This window comes from Leptospira hartskeerlii, assembly GCF_002811475.1.
Taxonomy (GTDB): Bacteria; Spirochaetota; Leptospiria; order Leptospirales; family Leptospiraceae; genus Leptospira_B; species Leptospira_B hartskeerlii.
Window position 1 is genome coordinate 273,805 of the sequence record NZ_NPDL01000001.1, and the last position, 21,867, is coordinate 295,671.

At 41.2% G+C, this 21,867-nt stretch carries 23 protein-coding genes; 18 read left to right on the top strand and 5 right to left on the bottom strand.

The annotated features are described in order from the left end of the window. The 3 genes from lvrB (at window position 1) to CH352_RS01235 (ending at window position 2,937) form a co-directional block, all read left to right on the top strand. On the top strand, window positions 1–1,134 hold the full coding sequence (gene lvrB, locus CH352_RS01225) for a hybrid histidine kinase/response regulator LvrB (RefSeq protein WP_100706531.1): 1,134 nt from the start codon (window positions 1–3) through the stop codon (window positions 1,132–1,134). Between the two features lie 68 nt (window positions 1,135–1,202). Next, window positions 1,203–1,550 carry a CsaA family protein gene (locus tag CH352_RS01230; protein WP_243396299.1) on the top strand — a complete coding sequence of 116 codons (348 nt, stop codon included), beginning with the start codon at window positions 1,203–1,205 and terminating at the stop codon, window positions 1,548–1,550. Between the two features lie 127 nt (window positions 1,551–1,677). Then, the gene (locus tag CH352_RS01235) at window positions 1,678–2,937 is read left to right on the top strand and encodes an esterase/lipase family protein (protein ID WP_207766671.1); all 1,260 of its coding nucleotides are present in this window, start codon (window positions 1,678–1,680) and stop codon (window positions 2,935–2,937) included. Between the two features lie 5 nt (window positions 2,938–2,942). Here the strand turns inward: CH352_RS01235 and CH352_RS01240 are convergent, their stop codons facing one another. Then, window positions 2,943–3,407 (bottom strand): DUF1801 domain-containing protein, encoded by a 465-nt coding sequence (locus CH352_RS01240; RefSeq protein ID WP_243396298.1) that lies wholly within the window; start codon window positions 3,405–3,407, stop codon window positions 2,943–2,945. A gap of 309 nt (window positions 3,408–3,716) precedes the next feature. Between CH352_RS01240 and CH352_RS01245 the strand changes: the two genes are divergently transcribed. The 10 genes from CH352_RS01245 to CH352_RS01290 all read left to right on the top strand — a co-directional run bounded on the left by CH352_RS01245 (window position 3,717) and on the right by CH352_RS01290 (window position 11,578). Continuing rightward, on the top strand, window positions 3,717–4,994 hold the full coding sequence (locus tag CH352_RS01245) for a phosphoinositide-specific phospholipase C-related protein (protein ID WP_207766670.1): 1,278 nt from the start codon (window positions 3,717–3,719) through the stop codon (window positions 4,992–4,994). Window positions 4,995–5,190: 196 nt separating this feature from the next. Next, the gene (locus CH352_RS01250; protein ID WP_100706527.1) at window positions 5,191–5,862 is read left to right on the top strand and encodes a response regulator transcription factor; all 672 of its coding nucleotides are present in this window, start codon (window positions 5,191–5,193) and stop codon (window positions 5,860–5,862) included. Between the two features lie 57 nt (window positions 5,863–5,919). Continuing rightward, the gene (locus tag CH352_RS01255; protein WP_207766669.1) at window positions 5,920–6,372 is read left to right on the top strand and encodes a Spy/CpxP family protein refolding chaperone; all 453 of its coding nucleotides are present in this window, start codon (window positions 5,920–5,922) and stop codon (window positions 6,370–6,372) included. A gap of 24 nt (window positions 6,373–6,396) precedes the next feature. After that, window positions 6,397–6,954 (top strand): RNA polymerase sigma factor, encoded by a 558-nt coding sequence (locus CH352_RS01260; protein ID WP_100706526.1) that lies wholly within the window; start codon window positions 6,397–6,399, stop codon window positions 6,952–6,954. Continuing rightward, window positions 6,939–7,241 (top strand): hypothetical protein, encoded by a 303-nt coding sequence (locus CH352_RS01265; RefSeq protein ID WP_165780168.1) that lies wholly within the window; start codon window positions 6,939–6,941, stop codon window positions 7,239–7,241. Before CH352_RS01260 ends, CH352_RS01265 begins: the two co-directional genes overlap by 16 nt. Before the next feature lie 162 nt (window positions 7,242–7,403). Beyond that, the gene (locus tag CH352_RS01270) at window positions 7,404–7,757 is read left to right on the top strand and encodes a single-stranded DNA-binding protein (protein ID WP_100706525.1); all 354 of its coding nucleotides are present in this window, start codon (window positions 7,404–7,406) and stop codon (window positions 7,755–7,757) included. A gap of 88 nt (window positions 7,758–7,845) precedes the next feature. Further along, window positions 7,846–8,391: a phosphoribosyl-AMP cyclohydrolase gene (locus CH352_RS01275; protein WP_100706524.1), complete on the top strand. Its 546-nt coding sequence runs from the start codon at window positions 7,846–7,848 to the stop codon at window positions 8,389–8,391. A gap of 52 nt (window positions 8,392–8,443) precedes the next feature. After that, window positions 8,444–9,463: an endolytic transglycosylase MltG gene (gene mltG / locus CH352_RS01280; RefSeq protein WP_100706523.1), complete on the top strand. Its 1,020-nt coding sequence runs from the start codon at window positions 8,444–8,446 to the stop codon at window positions 9,461–9,463. A 10-nt stretch (window positions 9,464–9,473) separates the two neighbouring features. Next, window positions 9,474–9,734 carry a hypothetical protein gene (locus CH352_RS01285; RefSeq protein ID WP_100706522.1) on the top strand — a complete coding sequence of 87 codons (261 nt, stop codon included), beginning with the start codon at window positions 9,474–9,476 and terminating at the stop codon, window positions 9,732–9,734. A gap of 170 nt (window positions 9,735–9,904) precedes the next feature. Next, window positions 9,905–11,578: an acyl-CoA dehydrogenase family protein gene (locus CH352_RS01290; RefSeq protein ID WP_423789695.1), complete on the top strand. Its 1,674-nt coding sequence runs from the start codon at window positions 9,905–9,907 to the stop codon at window positions 11,576–11,578. Between the two features lie 119 nt (window positions 11,579–11,697). Here the strand turns inward: CH352_RS01290 and CH352_RS01295 are convergent, their stop codons facing one another. After that, the gene (locus tag CH352_RS01295; protein ID WP_165780167.1) at window positions 11,698–12,309 is read right to left on the bottom strand and encodes a hypothetical protein; all 612 of its coding nucleotides are present in this window, start codon (window positions 12,307–12,309) and stop codon (window positions 11,698–11,700) included. Window positions 12,310–12,417: 108 nt separating this feature from the next. After that, entirely contained in the window at window positions 12,418–14,274 is a 1,857-nt protein-coding gene (gene ilvD, locus CH352_RS01300) for a dihydroxy-acid dehydratase (protein ID WP_100706520.1), read from the bottom strand. A gap of 96 nt (window positions 14,275–14,370) precedes the next feature. On the opposite strand from ilvD, the gene eat reads away from it, so the two are divergent. The 4 genes from eat to CH352_RS01320 all read left to right on the top strand — a co-directional run bounded on the left by eat (window position 14,371) and on the right by CH352_RS01320 (window position 18,216). Continuing rightward, window positions 14,371–15,681 (top strand): ethanolamine permease, encoded by a 1,311-nt coding sequence (eat, locus tag CH352_RS01305; protein ID WP_100706519.1) that lies wholly within the window; start codon window positions 14,371–14,373, stop codon window positions 15,679–15,681. Between the two features lie 50 nt (window positions 15,682–15,731). Further along, the gene (locus CH352_RS01310) at window positions 15,732–17,126 is read left to right on the top strand and encodes an ethanolamine ammonia-lyase subunit EutB (RefSeq protein ID WP_100706518.1); all 1,395 of its coding nucleotides are present in this window, start codon (window positions 15,732–15,734) and stop codon (window positions 17,124–17,126) included. After that, complete coding sequence (gene eutC / locus CH352_RS01315; RefSeq protein ID WP_100706517.1) at window positions 17,123–17,893, top strand: ethanolamine ammonia-lyase subunit EutC; 771 nt, start codon at window positions 17,123–17,125, stop codon at window positions 17,891–17,893. Before CH352_RS01310 ends, eutC begins: the two co-directional genes overlap by 4 nt. Window positions 17,894–17,985: 92 nt before the next feature. Next, window positions 17,986–18,216: a hypothetical protein gene (locus CH352_RS01320; protein WP_100706602.1), complete on the top strand. Its 231-nt coding sequence runs from the start codon at window positions 17,986–17,988 to the stop codon at window positions 18,214–18,216. A 12-nt stretch (window positions 18,217–18,228) separates the two neighbouring features. Here CH352_RS01320 and CH352_RS01325 read toward each other — a convergent pair whose 3' ends face one another. Both CH352_RS01325 and CH352_RS01330 read right to left on the bottom strand, forming a co-directional pair. Continuing rightward, entirely contained in the window at window positions 18,229–19,164 is a 936-nt protein-coding gene (locus tag CH352_RS01325) for a hypothetical protein (RefSeq protein ID WP_100706516.1), read from the bottom strand. 22 nt (window positions 19,165–19,186) lie between these two features. Then, window positions 19,187–19,693, bottom strand: a complete 507-nt coding sequence (locus CH352_RS01330; protein ID WP_100706601.1) for a tellurite resistance TerB family protein — start codon at window positions 19,691–19,693, stop codon at window positions 19,187–19,189. A 116-nt stretch (window positions 19,694–19,809) separates the two neighbouring features. Between CH352_RS01330 and metG the strand changes: the two genes are divergently transcribed. Beyond that, a complete protein-coding gene (gene metG / locus CH352_RS01335) occupies window positions 19,810–21,840 on the top strand; it encodes a methionine--tRNA ligase (protein ID WP_100706515.1) in 2,031 nt (676 codons plus the stop codon). The last annotated feature ends 27 nt before the right edge of the window (window positions 21,841–21,867 follow it).

A 21,867-nucleotide genomic window follows, 5' to 3' on the forward strand; every position in this document is an offset into this window, starting at 1 on the left:
ATGAAGACGCTAAAATTCCTTTTTTTAGAAGATTCTTCTACCGATCTAGAGCTTATCCAAAGAGAATTAAAAAGGGCAGGAGTGGAATATATTCCGGTCCATGTTCAAGACAGAGAAGAATATCTAAAGGCAATCGAAGATGAGAAGCCTGATTTTATTTTTTCGGACTACTCACTTCCAAATTTCGATGGATTATCCGCATTAACCATCGCAAAAGAGCAATGCCCTAGCACTCCTTTCATATTTGTTTCGGGAACGTACGGAGAAGAAGCAGCCATTCAAACTTTGACAAGAGGAGCGACTGATTACGTTCTGAAAGACAGGTTAGTAAAACTTGTCCCAGCTTTAAGAAGAGCGATCCGAGAAATAGAAGAACATAAAGCTTTAAGAAGGGCAGAACAAGAGAAGTTTGAAATTGAAGAACAACTCAGACAAAGTCAGAAAGTTGAAGCGATGGGATTTTTGGCGGGAGCCATGGCCCACGAGATCAACAATCCGATTATGGCTATCATTGATTATGCCCAGCTGATCTCTAAAGGAGATATGGATATAGATAAGGCTCAAAAAATCGCTTCTAAGATTAAACAAGAAGGCGAAAGAATTTCCGTAATGGTAAAAGATCTGTTAAGATTTGCCAGACAGGAAAAGGCAGCCTTCGAACCTGTAAGCGTTTTCGCCTTGATATCGAAGACACGCTCCATCGCAGAACAAAGGCTAAAGATGAGCCGTATTCAATTAGATCTGGATGTACATACTAATCTTCCGTCAGTAATGTGTAAAGAAGGACAGATACTTCAGGTACTTTTGAATCTGATCAATAACGGAATTGATGCCTTGAACGAACGTTATCCGGAATACGACGAAAATAAAAGAATGATCATCTCCGCAAAGCCGGAAGAGATCGGCGGCAAGTCTTGGGTAAGGATCGCTGTAGAAGATTTAGGTTCAGGAATTCCTCAGGAGATCGGTAAGTCCATCTTCAATACATTCTTCACTACTAAAGGAGCGGATAAAGGGACCGGTCTCGGACTTTCTGTCAGCCTTGGCATAGTAAAAGAACATGGAGGGTTTCTTTCCTTCGAAAGTGCTGCCAATGAATACACCAGATTTTTCTTGGATTTGCCCGCAGTCTAACAGCGATTTTTGGACCTTCTTCGTAATTTTTTTGTCAAATAATTATCTACGAGTGGTTATACTAAATAATGGAATCGACTGAATATATAAACTTAGTTTCGGAAAGACCTTTTGCCGATCTAGACTTAAGAGTCGGTAAAGTGATCGGTTTCGAATTGCTTCTCGATCATGGTGAAAAAGCTTATAGATTGATCTTGGACTTTGGTGAGAATGCAGGAGTCCGCAAATCAAGTGAACCCATTCTTTCTCTTGGAGAAGAGAAAGATTTCTTCGGTAAACAAACCCTTTGCGTAATGGATTACCCTTCCGCTCATATTGCAAGAATGAGAGCTCAAGCTTTGTTCCTAGGCTTTATGGAAGATGAGGAAGAGTTCAGCAAGTCCGACGCAATCAGCTTCGTCCAACTCGCCTGTTAATCGGTTTATAAAAAATAAGGAGTCTCGCGGGCTCCTTATTAATATCTAATTTCGCCTATCTTTCCCCTTGACGGCCCGAGGTTTTTACGTATAGTAAAGCGGCGCTTCTCGTTAAGAATCTTAAAATATGCCATACAAACCCACAGAACCCAGCATGAAGTTGGGAAAATTCGCAGTTTCATTCGCAAGAGATACTTCTCTTGGGGTTCTCTCCGGAGTTAAATCCGCGCTCACAGGTTCATTCGAATGGTGCGCAAAAAGTTTATCCCAAATTTCGGAAACGCCTACGGTAAACGGAACTCGTCTCGGAGAATTTCTAAAGGATGCGGGAAAGTCTCTGGGGGAAGCAGGAAGTAAAACGGAAGAAGGTCTATCCAGAGCGTTCGAATCCACGGCACAAGCAATGCATACTGCATTAGAAGCTTTGAGTGAAACGGAATCTTTGATACAGAGAAAGGTATTCGAAAACATTTCCGTCTCCAGCGTTGTGGGAGAATCATTTGCAGGAATGATCACCACTTCAGAGATCCAAGCATCTTTTCGTTTAGATGGAAAAGATGTAAGTCCGGAAGAAGTGTTGGCGGATTGGAAAAAATCAGGATCTAAAAAACCGATCTTATGTATTCCAGGTCTATTTTGTGACGAAGGGCTTTGGATTAAGAATGGAGAGCCCTCCTTCTCCGAAATTCTGATAAAAGAAAATTATTATCCTTTTTATCTTAGGTTTAATCCAGGATCTCATATCTCCGAGAATGGCTTTAAACTTCTGGAATTAGTAAGAAAGCTCCTGGAAGATCCGGAGTTAAAACAGAAAAAATTTGACGTAGTCTCTTATAGCCAAGGCGGTCTTGTTTTTAGGAGCGCTCTCTATTCTTCCAAAAAAGAAGGTAAACCACTTTCTTCTAATATTCAAAAAGTGTTATTTATAAGTTCTCCGGATGGAGGTTCTTATATTGAAAAAGTGGGTTTTTGGTTAGGCCTTGGAGCGGAAGCTTTGCCTGTGTTTCCAGTGCAGCTAGTAGGTTATATAGGAAACCAAAGAAGTGAAGCAATGAAAGATCTTTCTCATGGGATTATCAGAGAAGAAGATTGGAAAGAAGGAACACATCTAGGTAGATATGGAAAAGATAAATATTTCGGCGAGCTAGATGAGATAGATGCCTATCAGATCTATAGTTTCGTTTCGGAAGAAGATGGAGACTGGTCTTCTTGGATCGGAGATGGGATCGTAGAAAAACCAAGTCTTACTCTTTTTAGCGATTCTATATTTCGCAAGAAATCCAATCCGGAGCACAGAGTAAAGATCCTGAAAGGATTATCTCATTATCAGATCATGCCTTCTCCTGAATTGAGAGAATACTTCTTAAAGATCTTCTTGGGAAAGTAGGTCTTTTATTTTACCCAGCCTTTCTTCTTATAATCTTCGTATCCTAATTTTAAGGCGTCTTTGATTTGAGTGAGGAGGACTGGGTCATTCTTCTTTATATAGAAACAACTTTTTCCTTTTAAACATTTCAGAAGTTCTGGAGGGAAAATCTTTTTTAATCCGGGCTCTGAATATATAGGCATAAAATAAAATCCTACATATCCTTTTTGAACAAGTGCGCCTGCGAAATAAACTTCCGGCTTTTTTTTGCCGTTTACTTCGATCTCCATCTCACTGACCAAGCCGTATTGACCTCTTGAGTCTCCTCTTTCTTTGAGACTTCCCCTTATATAGGGTTTCATTAGCTTTTTGATCTCATTAAAAATAGGAACTAGTTCCGGCTGTCCTGGGGATTTATCTTCGTATTTGATCCCTCGTTTAGGGGAAGAGTTCGTCTTTGGGGACTTCTTCTTAGCTGGCATGATTCGCATTTTGGTGACATTCTTTCAATGAAACAAGTTGTTTTTGGGTTTCCATTCATTCATAAGGAAGGATCTAAAAAATTTTGTACGCCGCGTATGAAATTTTTTAGTTAAAATAATATTAAATAAATATAATGTATGAGTAGCTACTCACTTAACTCTGTTCGTTTGTGGTCATACTAATTTACAAATAAATTATTAATAACAATCGTTCACCATAAAAAGAAGCATATATAAGCAACTTATAAGAAGAAGCTTGTTACAAGTTAAGCCTTCGAAATATTATGCTTCCACAGAAGTAAAAAGGTGAATGGAAATATGAAGAGAAAATTAATCATGCTTACCGTTTTGCTGATAAGCTTGTCTTCGACTAGTTTGTTTGCGAGTAGGGGAGCAGTAACTGAAAGTCCGATCGATATATTCGAAAAGTCTGCGGAAGCAAAATCGCTCGCTGTGCAAAGACAAGTGCAAGTGGCAGCAAACCTGCCGGTGCACAAGGCTTTGTTTTACGGCACACATAACTCTTATAATAGCAAAGCGTACGCAGGACCTTTCTTTTCTTACGCTTTTCCTAATCAACAGGTTTCGATTACCGACCAGTTGAGATTGGGAGCTAGGTTTATAGAATTAGATATTCATTATTATTTGAGTACGAATTTCAAAAATGATTTCTTGCTTTGCCACGCTCAATCCAACGATTTGGGATGTAACGTATTCGATCGTCCTGCGAGTAAAGGATTAGAAGAGATCCGCAACTGGATTTCTTCTCCCGAAAATAGGAACGAAGTTCTGGTCCTTTATTTCGAGGATTATCTGGATGGAAGACAAGATGAGTTTTTGGGAATAGTAAGAAGCTATTTGGATCCTTATTTATACAGATACAGCGGCTCTTGCGGAGATATTCCTAGCGCTGCTAATATGCCTAAACTGAAAGATATAGTTTCTTCTAACAGAAGGATCTTGATGATGAGCAACGGTTGTTATGACGGAGTTTGGAACCAATACTCAAAAAGGATTTTCTTCGGAAGTAATACCATCAGCCCGAAAGCTTTCCAAGGTTATCCTAGCTGCAATTGGTCCAGAAGCGTATATGATAACACTATGACTCGAGTCTTCAACGATAGCACCAACTACTTCGGTGTTTACGACGGAGTAAAAGAAAGTGGAGTATTCACAAACGATAATATTGCTCAGATGTTAGCTTGTGGTATTAGCGTATTTGGTATCGACCAGTTCAGTCCAGATTTTGCCAAACAAGGACTTTGGTCTTGGGATAAAGCGGAGCCGAACGATTATGGCGGAGCAGAAGATTGCCTACAGATCGTAGGAAGCGGACGTTGGAATGACAATAAATGTTCCAATAGCTATCGTTACGCTTGTAAAGATGGAAGTGGCAACTGGGCAATCACTGATGCTTCCGGAAATTGGGCAAACGGAAAGAGTGCATGTTCTGCAAGAGGCTGGAACTTCTCCTCTCCTGTAACTCCATACGAGAACAAAAAACTCCAAGAAGCAAAAACAGCTAAGGGAGTTTCAGAAGTATGGGCAAACCTTACCGACCAGTACTCGGAAGGATACTGGGAAGCCGGAAGATAATCTAATATACTTTCCACTTTAACTCAAAAACGGGATCTTCGAGAATTCGGGGTCCCGTTTTTTTATTTTTGGGCCAAATTCGATGAAATTTTATCGTCGACTTAAACTTTATAAAAACGGATAACTTACGAAGAATAAAAGTTTTAAGTCGGCCTTTTATGGGTTCTGGCGGTTAGTTAAGGAAACGTTTACGGTTATGGTCCAATCGTCTTTCAAAGTTTTATTTGCCGAAGACAATGAGAGTTCTGCCGAATTACTCATTCATTTTTTGGAAAGATTCAATTTCGAAGTAGATCACGTAATGGATGGAATGAATGCTGAACTGAAATTAAGAAAATCCAAATATGATTTTATACTTTTGGACAATAAGATGCCTATTCTATCCGGAGTCCGGTTGGCTAGCAAAATTCCCGATATGAACAAAAATACTCCGATCATTTTCCTTACGGCAAGTAACGAGAAAGAAGATGTCATCTCTGCATTTCAGAGCAAACAACTTGCCGGGTATATTTTAAAACCTTTCGAGCAAGAAAAAGTATTGGAGAAGATTACTTCCGTTCTAAAAATTTCGGAAAATATGTTGATCGATAAGAAAAAATTCCCTTTTTCGATCGAGAAAGTTGATAATAAAACTTATGGGATCGGAGTGAAATTGATCGGTTGTCCTTACATGAAAAATTCCGAAAAGATCGCTCAAGAGATTGCATTCATTCTGAAAGATTTACCCGTTAGGCACACATTTTTTATGGAAATTGGCAAAGAATTTTATTATTACAAAAAGGCTCAGGAATTTCTTTCTTCCATCTTAAAACGTCTGGCATCCAAATACGAGATCAAAGAAGAAGATATTCTCATACTTTCTTCTTAATTTTTTTGGAACCGACTTTTTAGGCTCCGGTCCCAGGAGCATAAAGAGGAGAAATGAATGTTTCGCAAAATTACGAAAATAACCGCGATTTTGTTGGTGCTGGGGACTACCGCCCTACTGACTCAAGGCTGCCATCACAAGTGGATGTCTCATGAGAAAAGAGCCAATTATATCGTCAAAAAACTTAAGTCCGAATTGGATTTAACTGACACACAAGCTGCGACCTTAGATAAGATCAAAGAGGACGTGCTTGCAAAACGTAAAGAGCTTAAATTGGGCGGACACTTCTTGCCTAAAGAAGCGGTCGAAGAACTTCGTGCTGACAAATTGAATCCTGAAAAATGGAACAAATTAGGCGAAGAAAAAGAGAAAAAGATCGCAGCTCTTAGAGTATTTTTCACCAAAAAGGCAGTGGAATTCCACGCAGTATTAACTCCCGAACAAAGAGGGAAACTGGCGGATCTAATCCTTAAGTTCCAAAGTAAATTCGATAAGGAAGACGAGGATTAATTTCCAAAGTTTTTCGGAGGTAAAATGGGAGAGGCAGAATTTTCCCGCTTCGTAGAAGAAACCAGGGAGATCGTCTTAGCGGCGGTCTCCCGTTACTTGTATGAACGCTTTGCATATGCGATAGACGATGTCGCACAGGAAACATATCTTCGCGCTTATAAGGCATTACAAAAAGGTCAATTCAGGGGAGACTCTAAGTTGACTACTTGGTTATACACAATCGCCAGAAACGAATCCATTCGCATGAATGAAAATCTGATGAGAGAAGAAACTAAGGCTGAGAAAGCCGGAAAAAGATCGGAAGAAGATTCCAGAGGTTTCGCTTTTGAAAAAGAACTACCAGAGGATAGAGAAGATCTTCCTACTTGGGAAAAAGCAAAACTTTGGATTGGCAATCTACCGGAAGCGTATAGAAGTGTGATCCAATATTATCTTTCTGGATATTCGGAAAAAGAGATCTCCGAAGTTCTGGGAGTTCCCGCAGGGACTGTAAAATCCAGGGCAGCTAGAGGAAAGGAAATGTTGCGAAGAATGCAGAACTCCGAAAAAAGAGAAGGAGGAGAAGTATGGGGAAAATATTAAAAGATTGTCTGCCAATGAAGGAAGAGATCGAAAAAAGAAAATCAGATCCGAACTGGTCTAAGAATTTAGCTTCTTGCGTTATCGATAGATACAAAAAAGAAGAAAGTTCTAAAAAGCTGGTTCAATTCCCGATCAGAAATGTATTAGCGGTAGCGGCCGCACTCCTCGTAGGCATTTCTATCGGATGGTATTCTTTTGCCGGACCACTCAACACTGAAGATGAATATTATCTTGGTGTTTCTTCCATTTTAGAAGGCGAATCTTATCTCTCCACTCTGGAAGAATAAATAGATCGGGCCTCGATTGCCGAGGCCCGTCATTCTCTCCATCTATAGCGGATTTCGCGGAATGAAAATTCTGGCAGAAGTCCCGCTGAATCCAAAAAAATCACAAGCGAAGTAAACATTCTACTACACGTAGCTCCTATATTCCCCAGGAGGAAAATGTTTATGAAAAATCTATCACTCACCGTTCTAGACGGTTTTTTAACTGCCGATCCAGAATTAAAGAGAACCCAGGCTGGAAAGTCTGTCACGAATTTCACTGTGGCAGTGAACCATAACTACAAAAAGACAGAAGGAGAAGAATCCGAGGTTTCATATGTGGATGTGGAAGTTTGGGAGAGGCTTGCAGAAAATTGTTCGGAGTATCTTAAAAAAGGAAAAAAGGTAACGGTAATCGGACATTTAAAACAGGATAGATGGAAAAATCAGGAAGGCCAATCTCGTTCCAAGGTCAAAGTAATAGCGGACGAGGTCCGATTCGACAGCTTCGGGGATAGAAAAGAAAAAGAAGCGGCATAGCTCCTCACCGGGTGCGGCCTTGGGAGGATTTTCGAGGTCTCACCTTTCTTGACGGTTCGGGTCGGTCCTTGGTTTATGTAGGAAAAGAATGCTTACTATCATTTGGGCCGGTGGACAACCCGGAAAAATTTCGGAATTGAGAAGAATGAGCCAAGAAGAATGGGAACTTCTGCGCAATGATATTCCGACTAACGTTAAAACCTTTATAGACTGCGACGAAGATACTATCCTAATTTCTCATCCTGATTTTTCGGAAAAGGAATTGGTGGAAATCTCTAACTTCGATAGCCTCCAATTCTCCAACGGTTTGATCCCTGTGATCACTAAGGATGAAAAGGGATTAGTTTTGATGCAGGCATTCTCCAACTTAGAAAGTTTAGAACTCAGCCAAAAAGAATCTCTTGGAATTTATTTTAGCAGATCTAGGAACCAACTTTGGAAAAAGGGGGATACTTCCGGACATATCCAAAAACTGAAAAGGATCTTCGCTCCCAAAGACGGTAGTTTTGTTGTGTACGAAGTGGAACAGGAAGGCGCAGCCTGTCACGAAGGGTATTATTCCTGTTTTTTCAGAGAGCAGGATAAAAGTGGGAACAAAAACTTAGTTCCTGAGATCCCTTTTTTAGGGAAGTAGAGGTTCCGTAAAAAGGAAATTTCGCCGATAGAAATATGAGGCAAATGCGGTTATGATTTTTAAAAATACATTTGTAAGAAGATCCGTTGTTTTATTAGGCATACTTGCACTTTCGGGTGTGGTCGCCTTCTTTGTTGTAGATGAGATCAAAGGAGGAGCCGTAGGCGCCGGCCAGGTAAAAGTGGACATCATCGTAGAGCCGGGCGATTCTCCGGTTGAAGTTACCGAAAATCTTTCCAAGAACGGATTATTAAAGTCTTCCAAATATTTCCTTTTTCTAATTAAAGCAACCAGATCCGCAGGAAAGATCAAAGCCGGTTTATATGAGATCAACGACGGAATGGATGCACGTAAGATCTTGCAAGTGATCACAGAAGGAAAGGTAAAACTTGTCACATTTACAGTTCCTGAAGGTTATAATAACCGCCAGATCGGGGACTTATTAGTTAAGAAAAACTTAATTAAGGCCAGAGCTGACTTTTTAAATGCAGCTTCCAGAACCGAATTATTGAGAGAGTTTAAGATCCCTGCAAATAATGCAGAAGGTTATTTGTTCCCGGAAACTTACAGTGTTCCTGTGAATTTTCCTGCGGATAAGATCGCGAGAATGATGATCAAAAGATTTTATGTTAGATTGGAAAAGGTTCCAGGTGCAAAGGAACTGGATCCTAAAAAACTACATGAGATCGTTGTGCTCGCTTCTGTGGTAGAAAGAGAAGCCAAAAAAAATGAAGAAAGACCTTTGATGGCGGGCGTATTCTTAAATCGTTTGAAACAGGATATTCCTTTGGAGTCTTGTGCTACTATCCAGTATCTTTTTGATAAACCTCATCCTCGTATTTTCGAAAAGGATCTGAAGATCGTTTCTCCTTATAATACTTATATGAATAAAGGATATCCGCCTGGTCCTATTTCCAATCCGGGACAACCTTCTTTGGAAGCGGCACTCATGCCTACTAAAACCGAGTATCTATTCTTCTTATTAAAACCGGATGGATTTCATTACTTCTCTAAAAGTTTTAAAGAACATGCCGAAGCTAAGAAAAAGTACATCGACGTTCTTTACGAATAGAGGATTGTATATGAGTTCCCCTGTAGAAGAAATCGTTTCTGTCACAGAACAATTAAAAGAGGTCCAAAAGGCTTTGGATCTTTTTAAAGAAAAACAGCAAAAGAGAGAATCTGCGAGCGACGCGGCAATAGAGTTCGTGGAAAAGGCCAGTTTGGTTTTAGATAGGGCCGAAAGAAAAGAGATCCTTCTGACCGATGACCAAAAGAGAAGGATCCGGAACAATCTATTGAAGATCAGATCTTCTCTGGTGAAGAACCAAGAGAACGCTTAAAAAGCCAATAGAACCTTTCTATTCTTATATTTTATCCTATATTTCGCCGAGACTTGGGTTCAAAAACTTAAATGACAGGCCGAAACGACCCCAGGTTATAGTATTTTAGGCGCCTTGGTCCAGGCTTTTGGCGCCAATAAGCAATAATTCGCAAATCAGAAGGATAAGAGATGATGGCAACGAAAGCTCCGGCGGATTCTACCTCGGCAAAACAGGCTTTAAGCAAGTCTTCAGCAATAATCGAGCAAGTAACCAAGGCCTTAGCGGCTAAATGTAGCTCCAATGGAAAAGTGTCCGTTTCCAAAATGGACCAAAACCAATTCGTGCAGTACCAAATCGCTTGGTTGACCTCCGAACAAAAGATCGCAGAAAACTTTATAGACTACGCTTGGAACGATTCTCTTGGAACAGGTGAGCTTGAAAAATTGATGGCTCAGGTTTTCGCTGCAGAAGCTGTTTCTCATATCCGCACCGAGTTTAGTTCCAGAGCTTCCGAGTATGGAATCTCCACTCAAGAACTGGTTTCTAAATTATTCGATGACGCCACTAACAAGTTCTTAGAAGAATCTAGTGCGATCGAAAACTATAATCATATCGCTGACCTAATCGCTTCTTCAGGAAGTTTTGGAGCTTACGGTCTGAGTGAAGACCACGAAATGTTCCGCCAAACTTTCAAACAGTTCGCAGAAGAAGTAGTAGCTCCTAAAGCAGAGCATGTTCACCGTCATGACGATATCGTTCCGGAAGAGATTATCCAAGGTTTAAGAGACATGGGATGTTTCGGTCTTTGTATCCCTGAAACTTACGGTGGATTACAATCTAACGATAAGCCTGATAATATTTCCATGCTTGTCGTAACCGAAGAACTTTCTAGAGGATCTTTGGGGATCGCAGGGTCTTTAATCACTCGTCCTGAAATTCTTTCTAAAGCTTTATTAAAAGGTGGAACTGACGCTCAAAAAGAGAAGTGGCTTCCTCTTATCGCTTCCGGAGAGAAGATGGGTGGTATCATGGTAACAGAGCCTAATTATGGTTCTGACGTTGCTGGAGTTTCCGTAACCGCGAAAAAAGTGGATGGAGGCTGGTCTATCAATGGTGTTAAGACTTGGTGTACTTTTGCAGGTTATGCAAACCTTCTTCTTATCCTTGTGAGAACTGAGTCAGATCCTGAGTTGAAACACAAAGGTCTTTCTATTGTTCTTGCGGAGAAGCCAAGTTTCACTGGTCACGAATTCGATTATAAACAAGATGGTGGCGGAAGAATTTCCGGCAAAGCGATCGGAACCATCGGTTATCGCGGTATGCACTCTTTCGAAGTTTCTTTCGAGGACTATTTTGTTCCTGAAGATAACTTGATCGGAGGCGAAGCAGGAAGAGGAAAAGGATTCTATTTCCAAATGGAAGGTTTCTCAGGTGGAAGGATCCAAACTGCAGCTCGTGCAAACGGTGTAATGCAAGCAGCGTTAGAAGCAGGTCTTCGTTACGCTCAAGAAAGACAAGTTTTCCAAAAACCTATCTTCGATTATAACCTGACCAAGTATAAGATTGCTCGTATGGCTATGATCGTTCAGGCTTCCCGTCAGTTCACTAATACCGTAGCGAAACTTTTGGATAACCACCAAGGACAAATGGAAGCAACTTTGATCAAGTTCTATGCTTCTAAAGTTGCTGAATGGGTAACAAGAGAAGCAATGCAGATCCATGGAGGAATGGGATATGCGGAAGAATACGCTGTTTCTCGTTACTTCGTAGATGCTCGAGTATTCTCCATCTTCGAAGGTGCGGAAGAAGTAATGGCTCTTAGAGTAATTGCAAAATCTCTTATGGACCAATACGCCGTTTGATCCTTCTTAAACTCTGAAGAATAAAAAAAGGAAGTCGAAAGACTTCCTTTTTTTTGGAGCGGAACTTCTTCTTATCCGCGACTCGTCGGAGCGAAGTCAAACAAACTGCGCTTGAATTCTTAGCTAGCGAGTTGTTCTACGAAAGCGAGAATGTCGGAATTGTCCCTTTCCAGAAACTCAAGAGTCCTTTCTACCAGATGATCCAAATAATAATTCGGGTTATGATAATCTCTTAGGAAAGCTTTTACTTGTTCTATCTTTTCTTCGGGGATCCTATCTTCCAAAACGATTTGCGCTAAAGCGTAAATCCCGAATGCGGATTTGAAAGGATCGTTTAAAGAAGAGATGGAAATGATCTCATCTATATCAATTTCTTTGAATGTAGGGATCAGATCTCCAATGAGTTCCAGAGCGCCTGTCGGAATGGTCCTATCTAAGGACTTTACATAATTGATGAACAATCTATAAGACTGAGAATCTCCGATCCGGGAAAGCATATGAAAGATCCCGGAAAGAAGTCTTTTATGAAATCCCCAGGATAATCTGCCGGAATCCGCCTCTCTGATTGCCTGGTATAAAAAACTCCAAACCAGCTTGTCTCCGGATCTCGCTCTTTCAGACAATTGGTCCAACCAAAGATCGAAGTTGGGATTATCCGATTCTTTTTTGAGGAAATCCATCAGTTCGGAGGGAGTTTGTACAGAAGGGAGAGTAAGGGCAATTTTCGACATAAGCAGAAGATACTCCTATTTAAGATCGGTTTCCAGTCTTTTTGTAAAACATCTGCTTTTTATTCTTTTACAATTCCCTTACTCGAGGAATAGTTTTGTCTCATTAAATTATTGATGTTCTACCTGGCTAACATCTCTGACAGCTCCGGTATGTGCAGAAGTAGTCATAGCTGCATAAGCTCTCAATGCCGCGGAAACAGTTCTTTTTCTGGACTTAGGTTTCCATGCATCCTTTCCTTTTTCGTTCATTCTATCTCTGCGATCCGAAAGTTCTGCGTCACTCACTCTTAAATGTATAGATCTGTCCGGGATATCTATCTCAATGATATCACCTTCTTCCACTAGGCCAATAACTCCACCCGCTGCCGCTTCCGGAGAAACATGTCCAATAGAAAGTCCGGAAGTTCCTCCGGAAAATCTCCCATCAGTTAGAAGTGCACATCCTTTTCCTAAACCTTTGGATTTCAGATAAGAAGTAGGGTATAACATTTCCTGCATTCCTGGTCCGCCTTTTGGACCTTCATAACGGATCACAACTACGTCTCCTTCTACAACTTCGTTCCCAAGGATTTTGGCCACAGCTTCTTCTTGGCTTTCCATTACTCTGGCTCTGCCTTTGAATTTCCAGATGGACTCATCCACCCCGGCTGTCTTAACGATACTGCCTTCAGGTGCGATATTTCCGTAAAGAACTGCAAGTCCTCCGTCTTGAGAGTATGCATGTTCTACATCACGGATACATCCGTTCGCTCTATCCAAGTCCAGTTCAGGCCAACGTTTGTCTTGGGAGAATGCTTCCGTTGTAGGAATTCCACCAGGTGCTGCGGAGAATAATGCGTATGCTTTTGAGTTCGCTTTTTGGCGAACGATATCCCATTCTTCTAAAGCTTTTCCTAATGTAGGAGAATGAACTGTAGGTACATCTCTATGGATCAGTCCAGCTCTGTCCAACTCGGAAAGTATACCTATGACTCCACCTGCTCTGTGAACATCTTCCATATGATATTTCTGAGTGGCAGGAGCAACTTTACAAACGCAAGGAACTCTTCTGGAGATCAGGTCTATATCATGCATTTTGAAATTGATCCCTGCTTCGTGAGCGGCTGCAAGAATGTGAAGAACAGTGTTTGTGGATCCTCCCATCGCTACGTCTAAGCTCATCGCGTTTTGGAATGCTTCATGAGTTGCGATGTTTCTAGGAAGAACGGACTCATCATCTTGTTCATAATATCTTTTTGCAAGTTCTACTATCAGTCTTCCTGCAGTTAAGAATAGTTGTTTTCTGTCCGCATGAGTGGCTAACGTGGATCCGTTACCTGGAAGAGAAAGTCCTAATGCTTCCGTAAGACAGTTCATCGAATTTGCAGTGAACATCCCGGAGCAAGATCCGCAAGTAGGACAAGCGGAGCGTTCTATTTGTTCTACAAGTTCGTCTGAAACATTTTCGTTGGCGGCTTCTACCATTGCGTCCACCAAATCTAATTTTCGGATGTCTCCATTCCAATTTACTTTTCCAGCTTCCATCGGTCCGCCGGATACGAAAACGGTTGGTATGTTCAAACGAAGGGCTGCCATTAACATGCCCGGTGTGATCTTATCACAATTCGAAATACAAATAAGTGCATCCGCAGTATGTGCGTTGACCATATATTCTACCGAGTCAGCAATCAGGTCACGGCTTGGTAAAGAGTATAACATTCCGCCATGCCCCATGGCGATACCATCATCCACTGCGATTGTATTGAACTCTTTTGCGACTGCTCCCGCCTTCTCCACTTCTCTTGCGACCATTTGCCCTAGGTCTTTTAAATGAACATGTCCTGGAACGAACTGAGTGAATGAGTTTGCGATCGCGATGATCGGTTTTCCGAAATCACCTTCTTTCATACCGGTGGCTCTCCAGAGGGCTCTGGCTCCGGCCATATTGCGTCCGTGGGTGGAAGTACGAGATCTTAATTGAGGCATATTTAAGACTCCCTAATACAAGTTTAGACGTCGAGTTTTTTCCTAATGGAGAAATGAACTTGGAATAGGCACGCTTTTTGCTATTTAAGTCTCGAGATGGAATCAAAAGAAGAATTTAGTCGAACCCTCGGACCTTGGCTACTCTGGGGTTTAGGAGTTGGATACGTAATTTCAGGCATGTATTTTGGCTGGAACTTGGGTCTACCAGTGGGTGGAACCTTGGGCTTGGGAATTGCCACCTTACTGATCATTCTGCTATATGTTTGTTTTTCTTTTAGCTATACAGAACTCGCATGTATGATCCCGAAAGCGGGAGGAGCATTCGACTATGGTAGAGAAGCTCTCGGAAATGCTTGGGCCTATCTAGTCGGCACTGCCCAGTTGATAGAATTTTTATTTGCACCGCCGGCGATTGCAGCTGCCATCGGCGCCTACTTCTCTTTGTTTCTGCCGGGTATCGGTCCGATCTGGATCGCGATCGTTGCTTACTTGCTCTTCACGAGTTTGAATATACTTGGAGTAAAATTTGCGGCTTCTTTCGAGTTTGGAATTACTATATTAGCAGTTTTTGAATTACTTTTATTTTCAGGACTTACACTTCCAAGTTTTTCTTGGGAGAAGTTTTCTTCGAATCCATTGCCTAACGGTTGGACCGGTGCTTTGTCCTCGTTACCATTTGCAGTTTGGTTTTTTCTGGCGATAGAAGGAGTGGCAAATGTTGCAGAAGAAACTAAAGATCCTCAAAAGAATATATTGATCGGATTCGGGTCCGCATTGGCTACCTTGGTTGTACTTTGTGGATTAGTATTTTTCTCCTCCATAGGTGTGGGAGGATGGGAGATGATCGTATATCCTGAAGTTGGTGCTGCTGCTTCCGATTATCCTTTGCCCCTTGCATTACGGAAGTTGTATGGAGAGTCAGGTTGGGCATTTCATCTTTTGATTACGATTGGACTTTTTGGGCTCATCGCTTCTTTCCATGGAATTATTTTAGCCGGGGGAAGAGCCAGTTTCGAATTCGGAAGAGCGGACTTTCTTCCTAAATTTTTCGGTAAGATCCATCCTAAATTCAAAACTCCTGCCAACGCATTGATCGCAAATACTGCGTTCGGAATCGCTGCGTTATGCACAGGTAAAACATCAGAGTTAATTACATTGTCCGCATTCGGAGCTTTGCTATTATACTTTTGTTCCATGATTAGTTTCTTCGTCCTTCGGAAAAAACAACCCCAAAGAGAAAGACCATTTATGGTTCCAGGAGGGAAAATTCTGCCTTCTATCGCACTTGTTCTATCTGCGATCGTATTGGGAGTATGTGCCTGGCAACATCCGATTCTTTTCGGGATATTTGTTTTGATCTTAGCGAGCGGCTTGGTCTGGGCCAGGACTTCTATTTTTGGAAAATGAGAAGGCAATTTTCTTGATCTGGGATTTTTCGGAATTAGAGTAAGGAAGATATGGGTTATAAAACCGTTCTTGGTAGGAAATCCTATGTATTTCCTGATTTAAAAACCTTGCTAGCAAAGGCGAGTCCACTTCGTTCCGGCGACCAATTGGCCGGGATCGCAGCTTCTACCCAGGAAGAAAGAGTGGCTGCGCAAATGGCTCTGGCAGATCTTCCTTTATCAGAATTTTTGAATATAGAATTAATCCCTGGAGAAAAAGACGAGGTCACTCGACTGATTTTCGATTCTCATAACAGGTCCGCATTTTCTAAAATTTCTTCCTTCACCGTGGGAGAATTTCGAGACTTTCTTTTAAAAGAAAATACCGACACGGAATTGATCTCCGAGATTCGGGATGGGATCACTCCTGAAATGGCTGCTGCTGTTTCTAAATTGATGTCCAACCAGGACTTGATATTAGTTTCTAAAAAATCTCCAGTAATAACCAAGTTTCGAAATACGATAGGACTTCCAGGGAGATTGTCTGCACGTTTACAGCCGAACCATCCTACGGATGATCCTAAGGGAATTGCTGCGAGTATCTTGGATGGGCTTCTTTTAGGAAGTGGGGACGCGGTGATAGGGATCAATCCTGCGACAGATAACGTTCCCACCGTAATTGCGCTTCTTAAAATGTTGGATTCTATCATCCAAAAATATTCTATCCCGACCCAGTCTTGCGTACTCTGTCATGTGACTACTTCCATGAAAGCAATGGAAGAAGGAGCTCCTCTCGATCTGGTATTCCAATCCATCGGAGGAAGCGAAGCTTTGAACAAAAGTTTCGGAGTGAACTTAAGTATTTTAGAAGAATCCAGACAAATGGCCTTGGAGTTAAACAGAGGAACTGTCGGAAATAATGTAATGTATTTTGAAACCGGGCAGGGTAGCGGATTGTCTGCAGGTGCTCATTTTGGTGTGGACCAACAGACATTAGAGGTTAGGGCCTATGCGGTCGCAAAGAAATTCGATCCGTTATTAGTGAATACTGTGGTTGGTTTTATCGGACCTGAATATCTATATAATGGAAAACAAATATTGAGAGCCGGGTTGGAAGATCATTTTTGCGGGAAACTTTTGGGCCTTCCTATGGGCGTGGATGTATGTTATACAAATCATGCCGATGCTGACCAAGACGATATGGATACATTGCTTACATTGCTTGGAGCTGCCGGATGTAATTATATTATGGGAGTTCCTGGAGCGGATGACGTAATGTTGTCGTACCAAAGTACTTCTTTTCATGATGCTTTGTATCTTCGTCAAATATTCGGTCTGAAACCTGCGCCTGAATTTGAGAGCTGGCTTTTGGAGAAAGGGTTATTCGAAACTACAAAACAATTTCTGCCTAAAGAAAATCCGAACAGGATTTTACTCGAAGAAATTTTAGAGGATAAGACCGGATGAATCCTAAAGAATTTTGGAAAAGTTTAACTTCTGCTAGAATAGGCATCGGAAGATCAGGCGGATCTATCCCTACTTCTGAGTTATTAAAATTTAGATTAGATCATGCAAGAGCAAGAGATGCAGTTTTAGCGGAACCGGATTTTGATACATTAAATGTCGGTCTCGAAAAAATTTTCCAACCATTAGGGATAGAAATAGTTGGAGTAGAAAGTTTAGCAAAAAGTAGAGAAGAATATTTACTTAGACCCGATTTGGGCCGTAGGATCTCGGAACCTTCTCGTACCAGATTGGAATCCAAAAAAGGAAAGTATGATCTTGCATTGATCGGAGTAGATGGACTTTCTGCAAAGGCAATCGATTCTAATTTGGTGGCTTTCTTACAAGTGTTGGTCCCGATCTTATCCGAACAAAAATATAAAATTGCACCTTTCGTTCTAGGAAAATTAGGAAGAGTTGCTATCGGAGACGAGATCGGTGAAATATTAGGAGCCAAGGCAGTGGTGCTACTCATAGGAGAAAGGCCGGGACTTTCTTCAGCAGATAGTTTGGGAATGTATTTAACATTCGATCCTAAGTTAGGCAAAACGGACGAAAGTCGAAATTGTATTTCGAATATACGACCAGACGGCTTAGATTTTCATAAGGCGTCCTTAAAAACCGCTTATTTACTTTCTGAATCTCTCAAACGAGGTATATCCGGAGTGGATCTAAAAGATGAGATGACTCCTGATTTCTTGGATTCTTCTTCCCAAAAAAATCTAAAATAGCTTGAATACTTATCCTCAAAGGAATAGATTTTATACAATGAACTAAGTCGATGAAGATCCAGATCCTTCTCGATAGGCGAAAAGGGAAAAAGATGTATAAGAATAATATAGAATTCATTATTAACTCCACCAATAAAGACGAGCCTATGTACGGTATCATCGCGTTGGTTAGTGATACTCTCGAATCTATGAAGGCAGATATAGCTAGCCAAAGAGCGGATGAAGAACAGAAGAAAGCGTTTCGTTCCGCTATGAAAGATATGATCTCAGGTTTGATTAAATTGAACGGGATCGTAGAAGGTGCAGGCCAGAGGGTCAGGTAAGGCGTTTATTTGTTAGTCCTTCCCTAAAAACAACCGGATCCCTTTCGCAATTGTCTGCAGGGTTCTTGCCATCAAACCTTCTAACTTGGTCTGAAGAAATAATTCCATAATCAATTTTCTGAGAGCCAGATCGAAAGGAAGGTTAAAATCATTCCAGTCTACTCCAAACCGGAAAGGATAAGATTCTGATTCCTCTTCTTCCGCACCTGTATGTAATAAGGTTCCTTCGAAGTCCGTGTGATGTTCATCTATATGTCTAAATTCTAAAGTTAGATGCACTTGCTTTTTAAATAAAGGCAATGGGATAATTTCCAGTCCGGCTAATTCTCCCCAAGTGATCCCGCTCAATGTGAGATATCCACGATCGCCACCTTTGAGTGTTCCCGTTCTGAGTAAACCTTCTCTTCCGAGCCTGCAAGAACCCATTCTGCTTCTAAAAAGAATTTCTAATGGAGAGCCTGCGTCCAAAACTCCGTTCTCTACTTTGATGTCTCGGATTTGGATATTAAAAACAGGAGTTAAGGTTTTGTCTTCTATGTCTATACTGGAATGAGAGACCTTCTCTAATTTGAACTGGATCCTTCCTCTTTTAGGAAGGTATTCTATCTTCTTCCTGGATTCTACTCTGTTAGTATAATCCATATGAAAGGAGCGCACATTCACTCCTCTGAATATTAATTTTCCTTTAAATAGATTCGAGAACGAGATCCTAAAATGTACAAAACTTCCTTTTGCGTGTACGATGTCCGTTCCGAGTTCTCCCGGGAAGAATATCGTAAAGTGCCTTGCCCAGACCCAAAGTCCTGGAAGTAAGATGCCTGGTGTCAACCAACGGAACTTGAATAGTCTAAAGGATATTATATTTACTAGAAGTTGTAGGAAAGGGCCGCTTAGTATGAGCTGAAGACCTAAGTAGCCGAATAATAGTAATAGGATCGGAAAAGGCATGAGAAGGAAGGCGACTAGAAGTTCAGTCTTCGTCGCCGTCCGTATATTTATTATCTATGTTTTTCTTGTCCATGGAAGAAATTTCCAGTTCCTTTGCCAGATCTTCCAGAAATTCTTTTTCTCTATCCGTAAATTTACCGTCACTTGTTACGATACATACTGCATCTTCGTAGAAGTTTATAGCTAAGACAGGATTTCCTTCCGCAAAGTCGGTGATCATCTTAACTGGAAGAGGAGATTCGAATACTTCGGACAATTCTTCTACGATCTCAGCCTTTTGATCTTGGTGATGATCGAAGATACAATCTTTATCGAACATAGCTTTCACCATTTGTCCGACAAGATTTCCTTCTTTCGTATGAAAGACTCCGTCTGCATGACAAGAATAAGACCAAAGACTCACTAGTACCTTGGCGTAATTCATCTTGAGTTGAAAAATCTCGGTTTCTCTATCCAGACTTTTCTGAAACTTTTCGTAAAACTCATGACCTGGTAGAACTTTGCTAGCCAAGGATGATACCCTTTCCATTTTTAATGCCTTCCCTTTAAGGGTGTTCCCGTTTTTCCGATGTATTTTAACCCAACCTGCGGTTTTGCAATGAAAATCCATGTTGATTTTGGGGGAATTTTTCTCAACTTGACTATGTGAGTTCCGAATCAAAACGAAAGATCCTCGTTACTTCCGCTTTGCCTTACGCGAATGGTCCTATTCATTTGGGGCATGTTTTGGAGGCAATTCAGACTGATATTTATGTTCGTTATCAAAAATCTTTAGGCAATGAGTGCTATTTTTTCTGTGCGGACGATACACACGGTACTCCTATCATGCTTGCCGCAAGGAAAGAAGGGATCAGTCCGGAAGAGTTGATCGACCGTGTTAGAGCGGAACATTACCGGGATCTCTCCGGCTTTTTAGTAGAATATGATAATTATTATACCACAAACTCCGAAGAAAATCGGATCCTTTCCGAAGAAATTTATCTTTCTCTAAAGGGTAAAGGGCATATCGCGGAAAGAGAAATTGAACAAGCTTATTGTGATACTGATAAGATGTTCCTTCCGGATCGTTTTATTAAAGGAACTTGTCCTAATTGTGGCACCCAAGATCAGTATGGTGATAGCTGTGAGAATTGCGGGGCCACTTATTCTCCTAAAGACCTAAAAGATTCTCATTGTTCCTTATGCGGAAATCCACCCGTTAGCCGAAATTCGAAACATATCTTTTTCAAGTTGGGAGATTTCGAGAAATATCTTTCTAATTGGGTCGAAAAGGATTCTCATGTTGCAGAAGGTGTTCGCAAAAAACTGAAAGAATGGTTCGAGGCTGGTCTCCAAGATTGGGATATTTCTCGTGACGGACCTTATTTCGGATTTAAGATCCCTGGCGAGACCGAAAAATATTTTTATGTTTGGTTGGATGCTCCTATCGGTTATATGGCTTCCAGTTTGAATTATTTCAAAGGGGATCGCAAAAAATTCGATTCTTTCTGGAAGGACGAGAAGACTGAGATCTCCCATTTTATCGGAAAAGATATATTATATTTTCATACTTTATTCTGGCCTGCTACCTTAGAAGGAGGCGGATATCGTTCTCCTACTCAAGTCCATGTTCATGGTTTCATTACTGTGAATGGAGAGAAAATGTCCAAGTCCAGAGGAACCTTTATCAAGGCTGAAGGTTATCTCAAACATTTGGATCCGGAACATCTTCGCTTTTATCTAGCGGGAAAACTAGGGTCCGGAATGGACGATTTGGATCTTTCTTTCGATGATTATACTGCTAAAGTAAATTCGGACTTTGTAGGGAACTTCGTAAACCTGGTTTCCAGGGTCGCCACATCTATATTAGATAAGCTTGATAGAACTTTGGGAAGTTTGGATTCTGAAGGGAAGAAGATCCTGGACGAACTTAGAAGTTCCGAATCTAAAATTAAAGAGTGGTACGAGACCAGAAATTATACCAGGGTAATGAAAGAATGTTCCCGCTTGGGTGATATCGCGAACAAGTATGTAAACGACCTTGCGCCTTGGATCCAAATCAAATCGGATGCTGAGGCGGCACGTAAAACCGTGACTGTTGCTTTGAACGCTGCGAGAATTCTTTCTATTTATTTATATCCTGTTCTTCCTAAATCTGGGGAGAAGGTGTATAAAATTTTAGGTTTAAGTAAAAAACCTGAGTTTGCGGATCTTTCTTCCGATCTGGAAAAAACGAAAGTCTCCGCTTATGAAATGATCACCAAACGTGTAGAGGAAAAATCAATTCAAACCATGTTAGAAGAAAACACTTTGGAAACTAAATCCGCTCAACCTGCGACACCCACTGCGGCTCCTAAAACGGAAGGGGTTTTGGAAATTTCTATCGAGGATCTAAGTAAAGTAGATCTTCGAGTTGGTAAAATTATAGAAGCTGGTCCTGTAGAAGGCGCAGACAAATTGGTCCAAGTAAAATTGGATCTGGGTCCTCTCGGGACTAAGAATGTTTTTGCCGGTATTAAGGCTTCTTACCAACCTCAGGATCTTCTTGGATTGACGATTGTTGCGGTCGCCAATTTGAAACCGAGAAAGATGAAATTCGGAGTTTCAGAAGCAATGCTTTTGGCTTCCGGAGAAGGTGAGAGCCTCAGTCTTTTTGTGCCTCATAGAGGTGCCAATCCTGGCGATAAATTGAAATAAACCCAGTCTAACAGCTAGTAGGAACCG

Excerpts from the sequence above, each read along its gene's own strand:
- CH352_RS01325 (WP_100706516.1), bottom strand. The coding sequence starts at position 19,164 with ATGCCTTTTCCGATCCTATTACTATTATTCGGCTACTTAGGTCTTCAG.
- eutC (WP_100706517.1), top strand. The coding sequence starts at position 17,123 with ATGAATCCTAAAGAATTTTGGAAAAGTTTAACTTCTGCTAGAATAGGC.
- lvrB (WP_100706531.1), top strand. The coding sequence starts at position 1 with ATGAAGACGCTAAAATTCCTTTTTTTAGAAGATTCTTCTACCGATCTA.
- ilvD (WP_100706520.1), bottom strand. The coding sequence starts at position 14,274 with ATGCCTCAATTAAGATCTCGTACTTCCACCCACGGACGCAATATGGCC.
- CH352_RS01320 (WP_100706602.1), top strand. The coding sequence starts at position 17,986 with ATGTATAAGAATAATATAGAATTCATTATTAACTCCACCAATAAAGAC.
- CH352_RS01295 (WP_165780167.1), bottom strand. The coding sequence starts at position 12,309 with ATGTCGAAAATTGCCCTTACTCTCCCTTCTGTACAAACTCCCTCCGAA.
- CH352_RS01255 (WP_207766669.1), top strand. The coding sequence starts at position 5,920 with ATGTTTCGCAAAATTACGAAAATAACCGCGATTTTGTTGGTGCTGGGG.
- CH352_RS01240 (WP_243396298.1), bottom strand. The coding sequence starts at position 3,407 with ATGCGAATCATGCCAGCTAAGAAGAAGTCCCCAAAGACGAACTCTTCC.
- CH352_RS01260 (WP_100706526.1), top strand. The coding sequence starts at position 6,397 with ATGGGAGAGGCAGAATTTTCCCGCTTCGTAGAAGAAACCAGGGAGATC.
- mltG (WP_100706523.1), top strand. The coding sequence starts at position 8,444 with ATGATTTTTAAAAATACATTTGTAAGAAGATCCGTTGTTTTATTAGGC.
- CH352_RS01235 (WP_207766671.1), top strand. The coding sequence starts at position 1,678 with ATGCCATACAAACCCACAGAACCCAGCATGAAGTTGGGAAAATTCGCA.
- eat (WP_100706519.1), top strand. The coding sequence starts at position 14,371 with ATGGAATCAAAAGAAGAATTTAGTCGAACCCTCGGACCTTGGCTACTC.
- CH352_RS01270 (WP_100706525.1), top strand. The coding sequence starts at position 7,404 with ATGAAAAATCTATCACTCACCGTTCTAGACGGTTTTTTAACTGCCGAT.
- CH352_RS01285 (WP_100706522.1), top strand. The coding sequence starts at position 9,474 with ATGAGTTCCCCTGTAGAAGAAATCGTTTCTGTCACAGAACAATTAAAA.
- CH352_RS01290 (WP_423789695.1), top strand. The coding sequence starts at position 9,905 with ATGATGGCAACGAAAGCTCCGGCGGATTCTACCTCGGCAAAACAGGCT.
- CH352_RS01310 (WP_100706518.1), top strand. The coding sequence starts at position 15,732 with ATGGGTTATAAAACCGTTCTTGGTAGGAAATCCTATGTATTTCCTGAT.
- CH352_RS01250 (WP_100706527.1), top strand. The coding sequence starts at position 5,191 with ATGGTCCAATCGTCTTTCAAAGTTTTATTTGCCGAAGACAATGAGAGT.
- CH352_RS01245 (WP_207766670.1), top strand. The coding sequence starts at position 3,717 with ATGAAGAGAAAATTAATCATGCTTACCGTTTTGCTGATAAGCTTGTCT.
- CH352_RS01330 (WP_100706601.1), bottom strand. The coding sequence starts at position 19,693 with ATGGAAAGGGTATCATCCTTGGCTAGCAAAGTTCTACCAGGTCATGAG.
- CH352_RS01275 (WP_100706524.1), top strand. The coding sequence starts at position 7,846 with ATGCTTACTATCATTTGGGCCGGTGGACAACCCGGAAAAATTTCGGAA.
- CH352_RS01230 (WP_243396299.1), top strand. The coding sequence starts at position 1,203 with ATGGAATCGACTGAATATATAAACTTAGTTTCGGAAAGACCTTTTGCC.
- CH352_RS01265 (WP_165780168.1), top strand. The coding sequence starts at position 6,939 with ATGGGGAAAATATTAAAAGATTGTCTGCCAATGAAGGAAGAGATCGAA.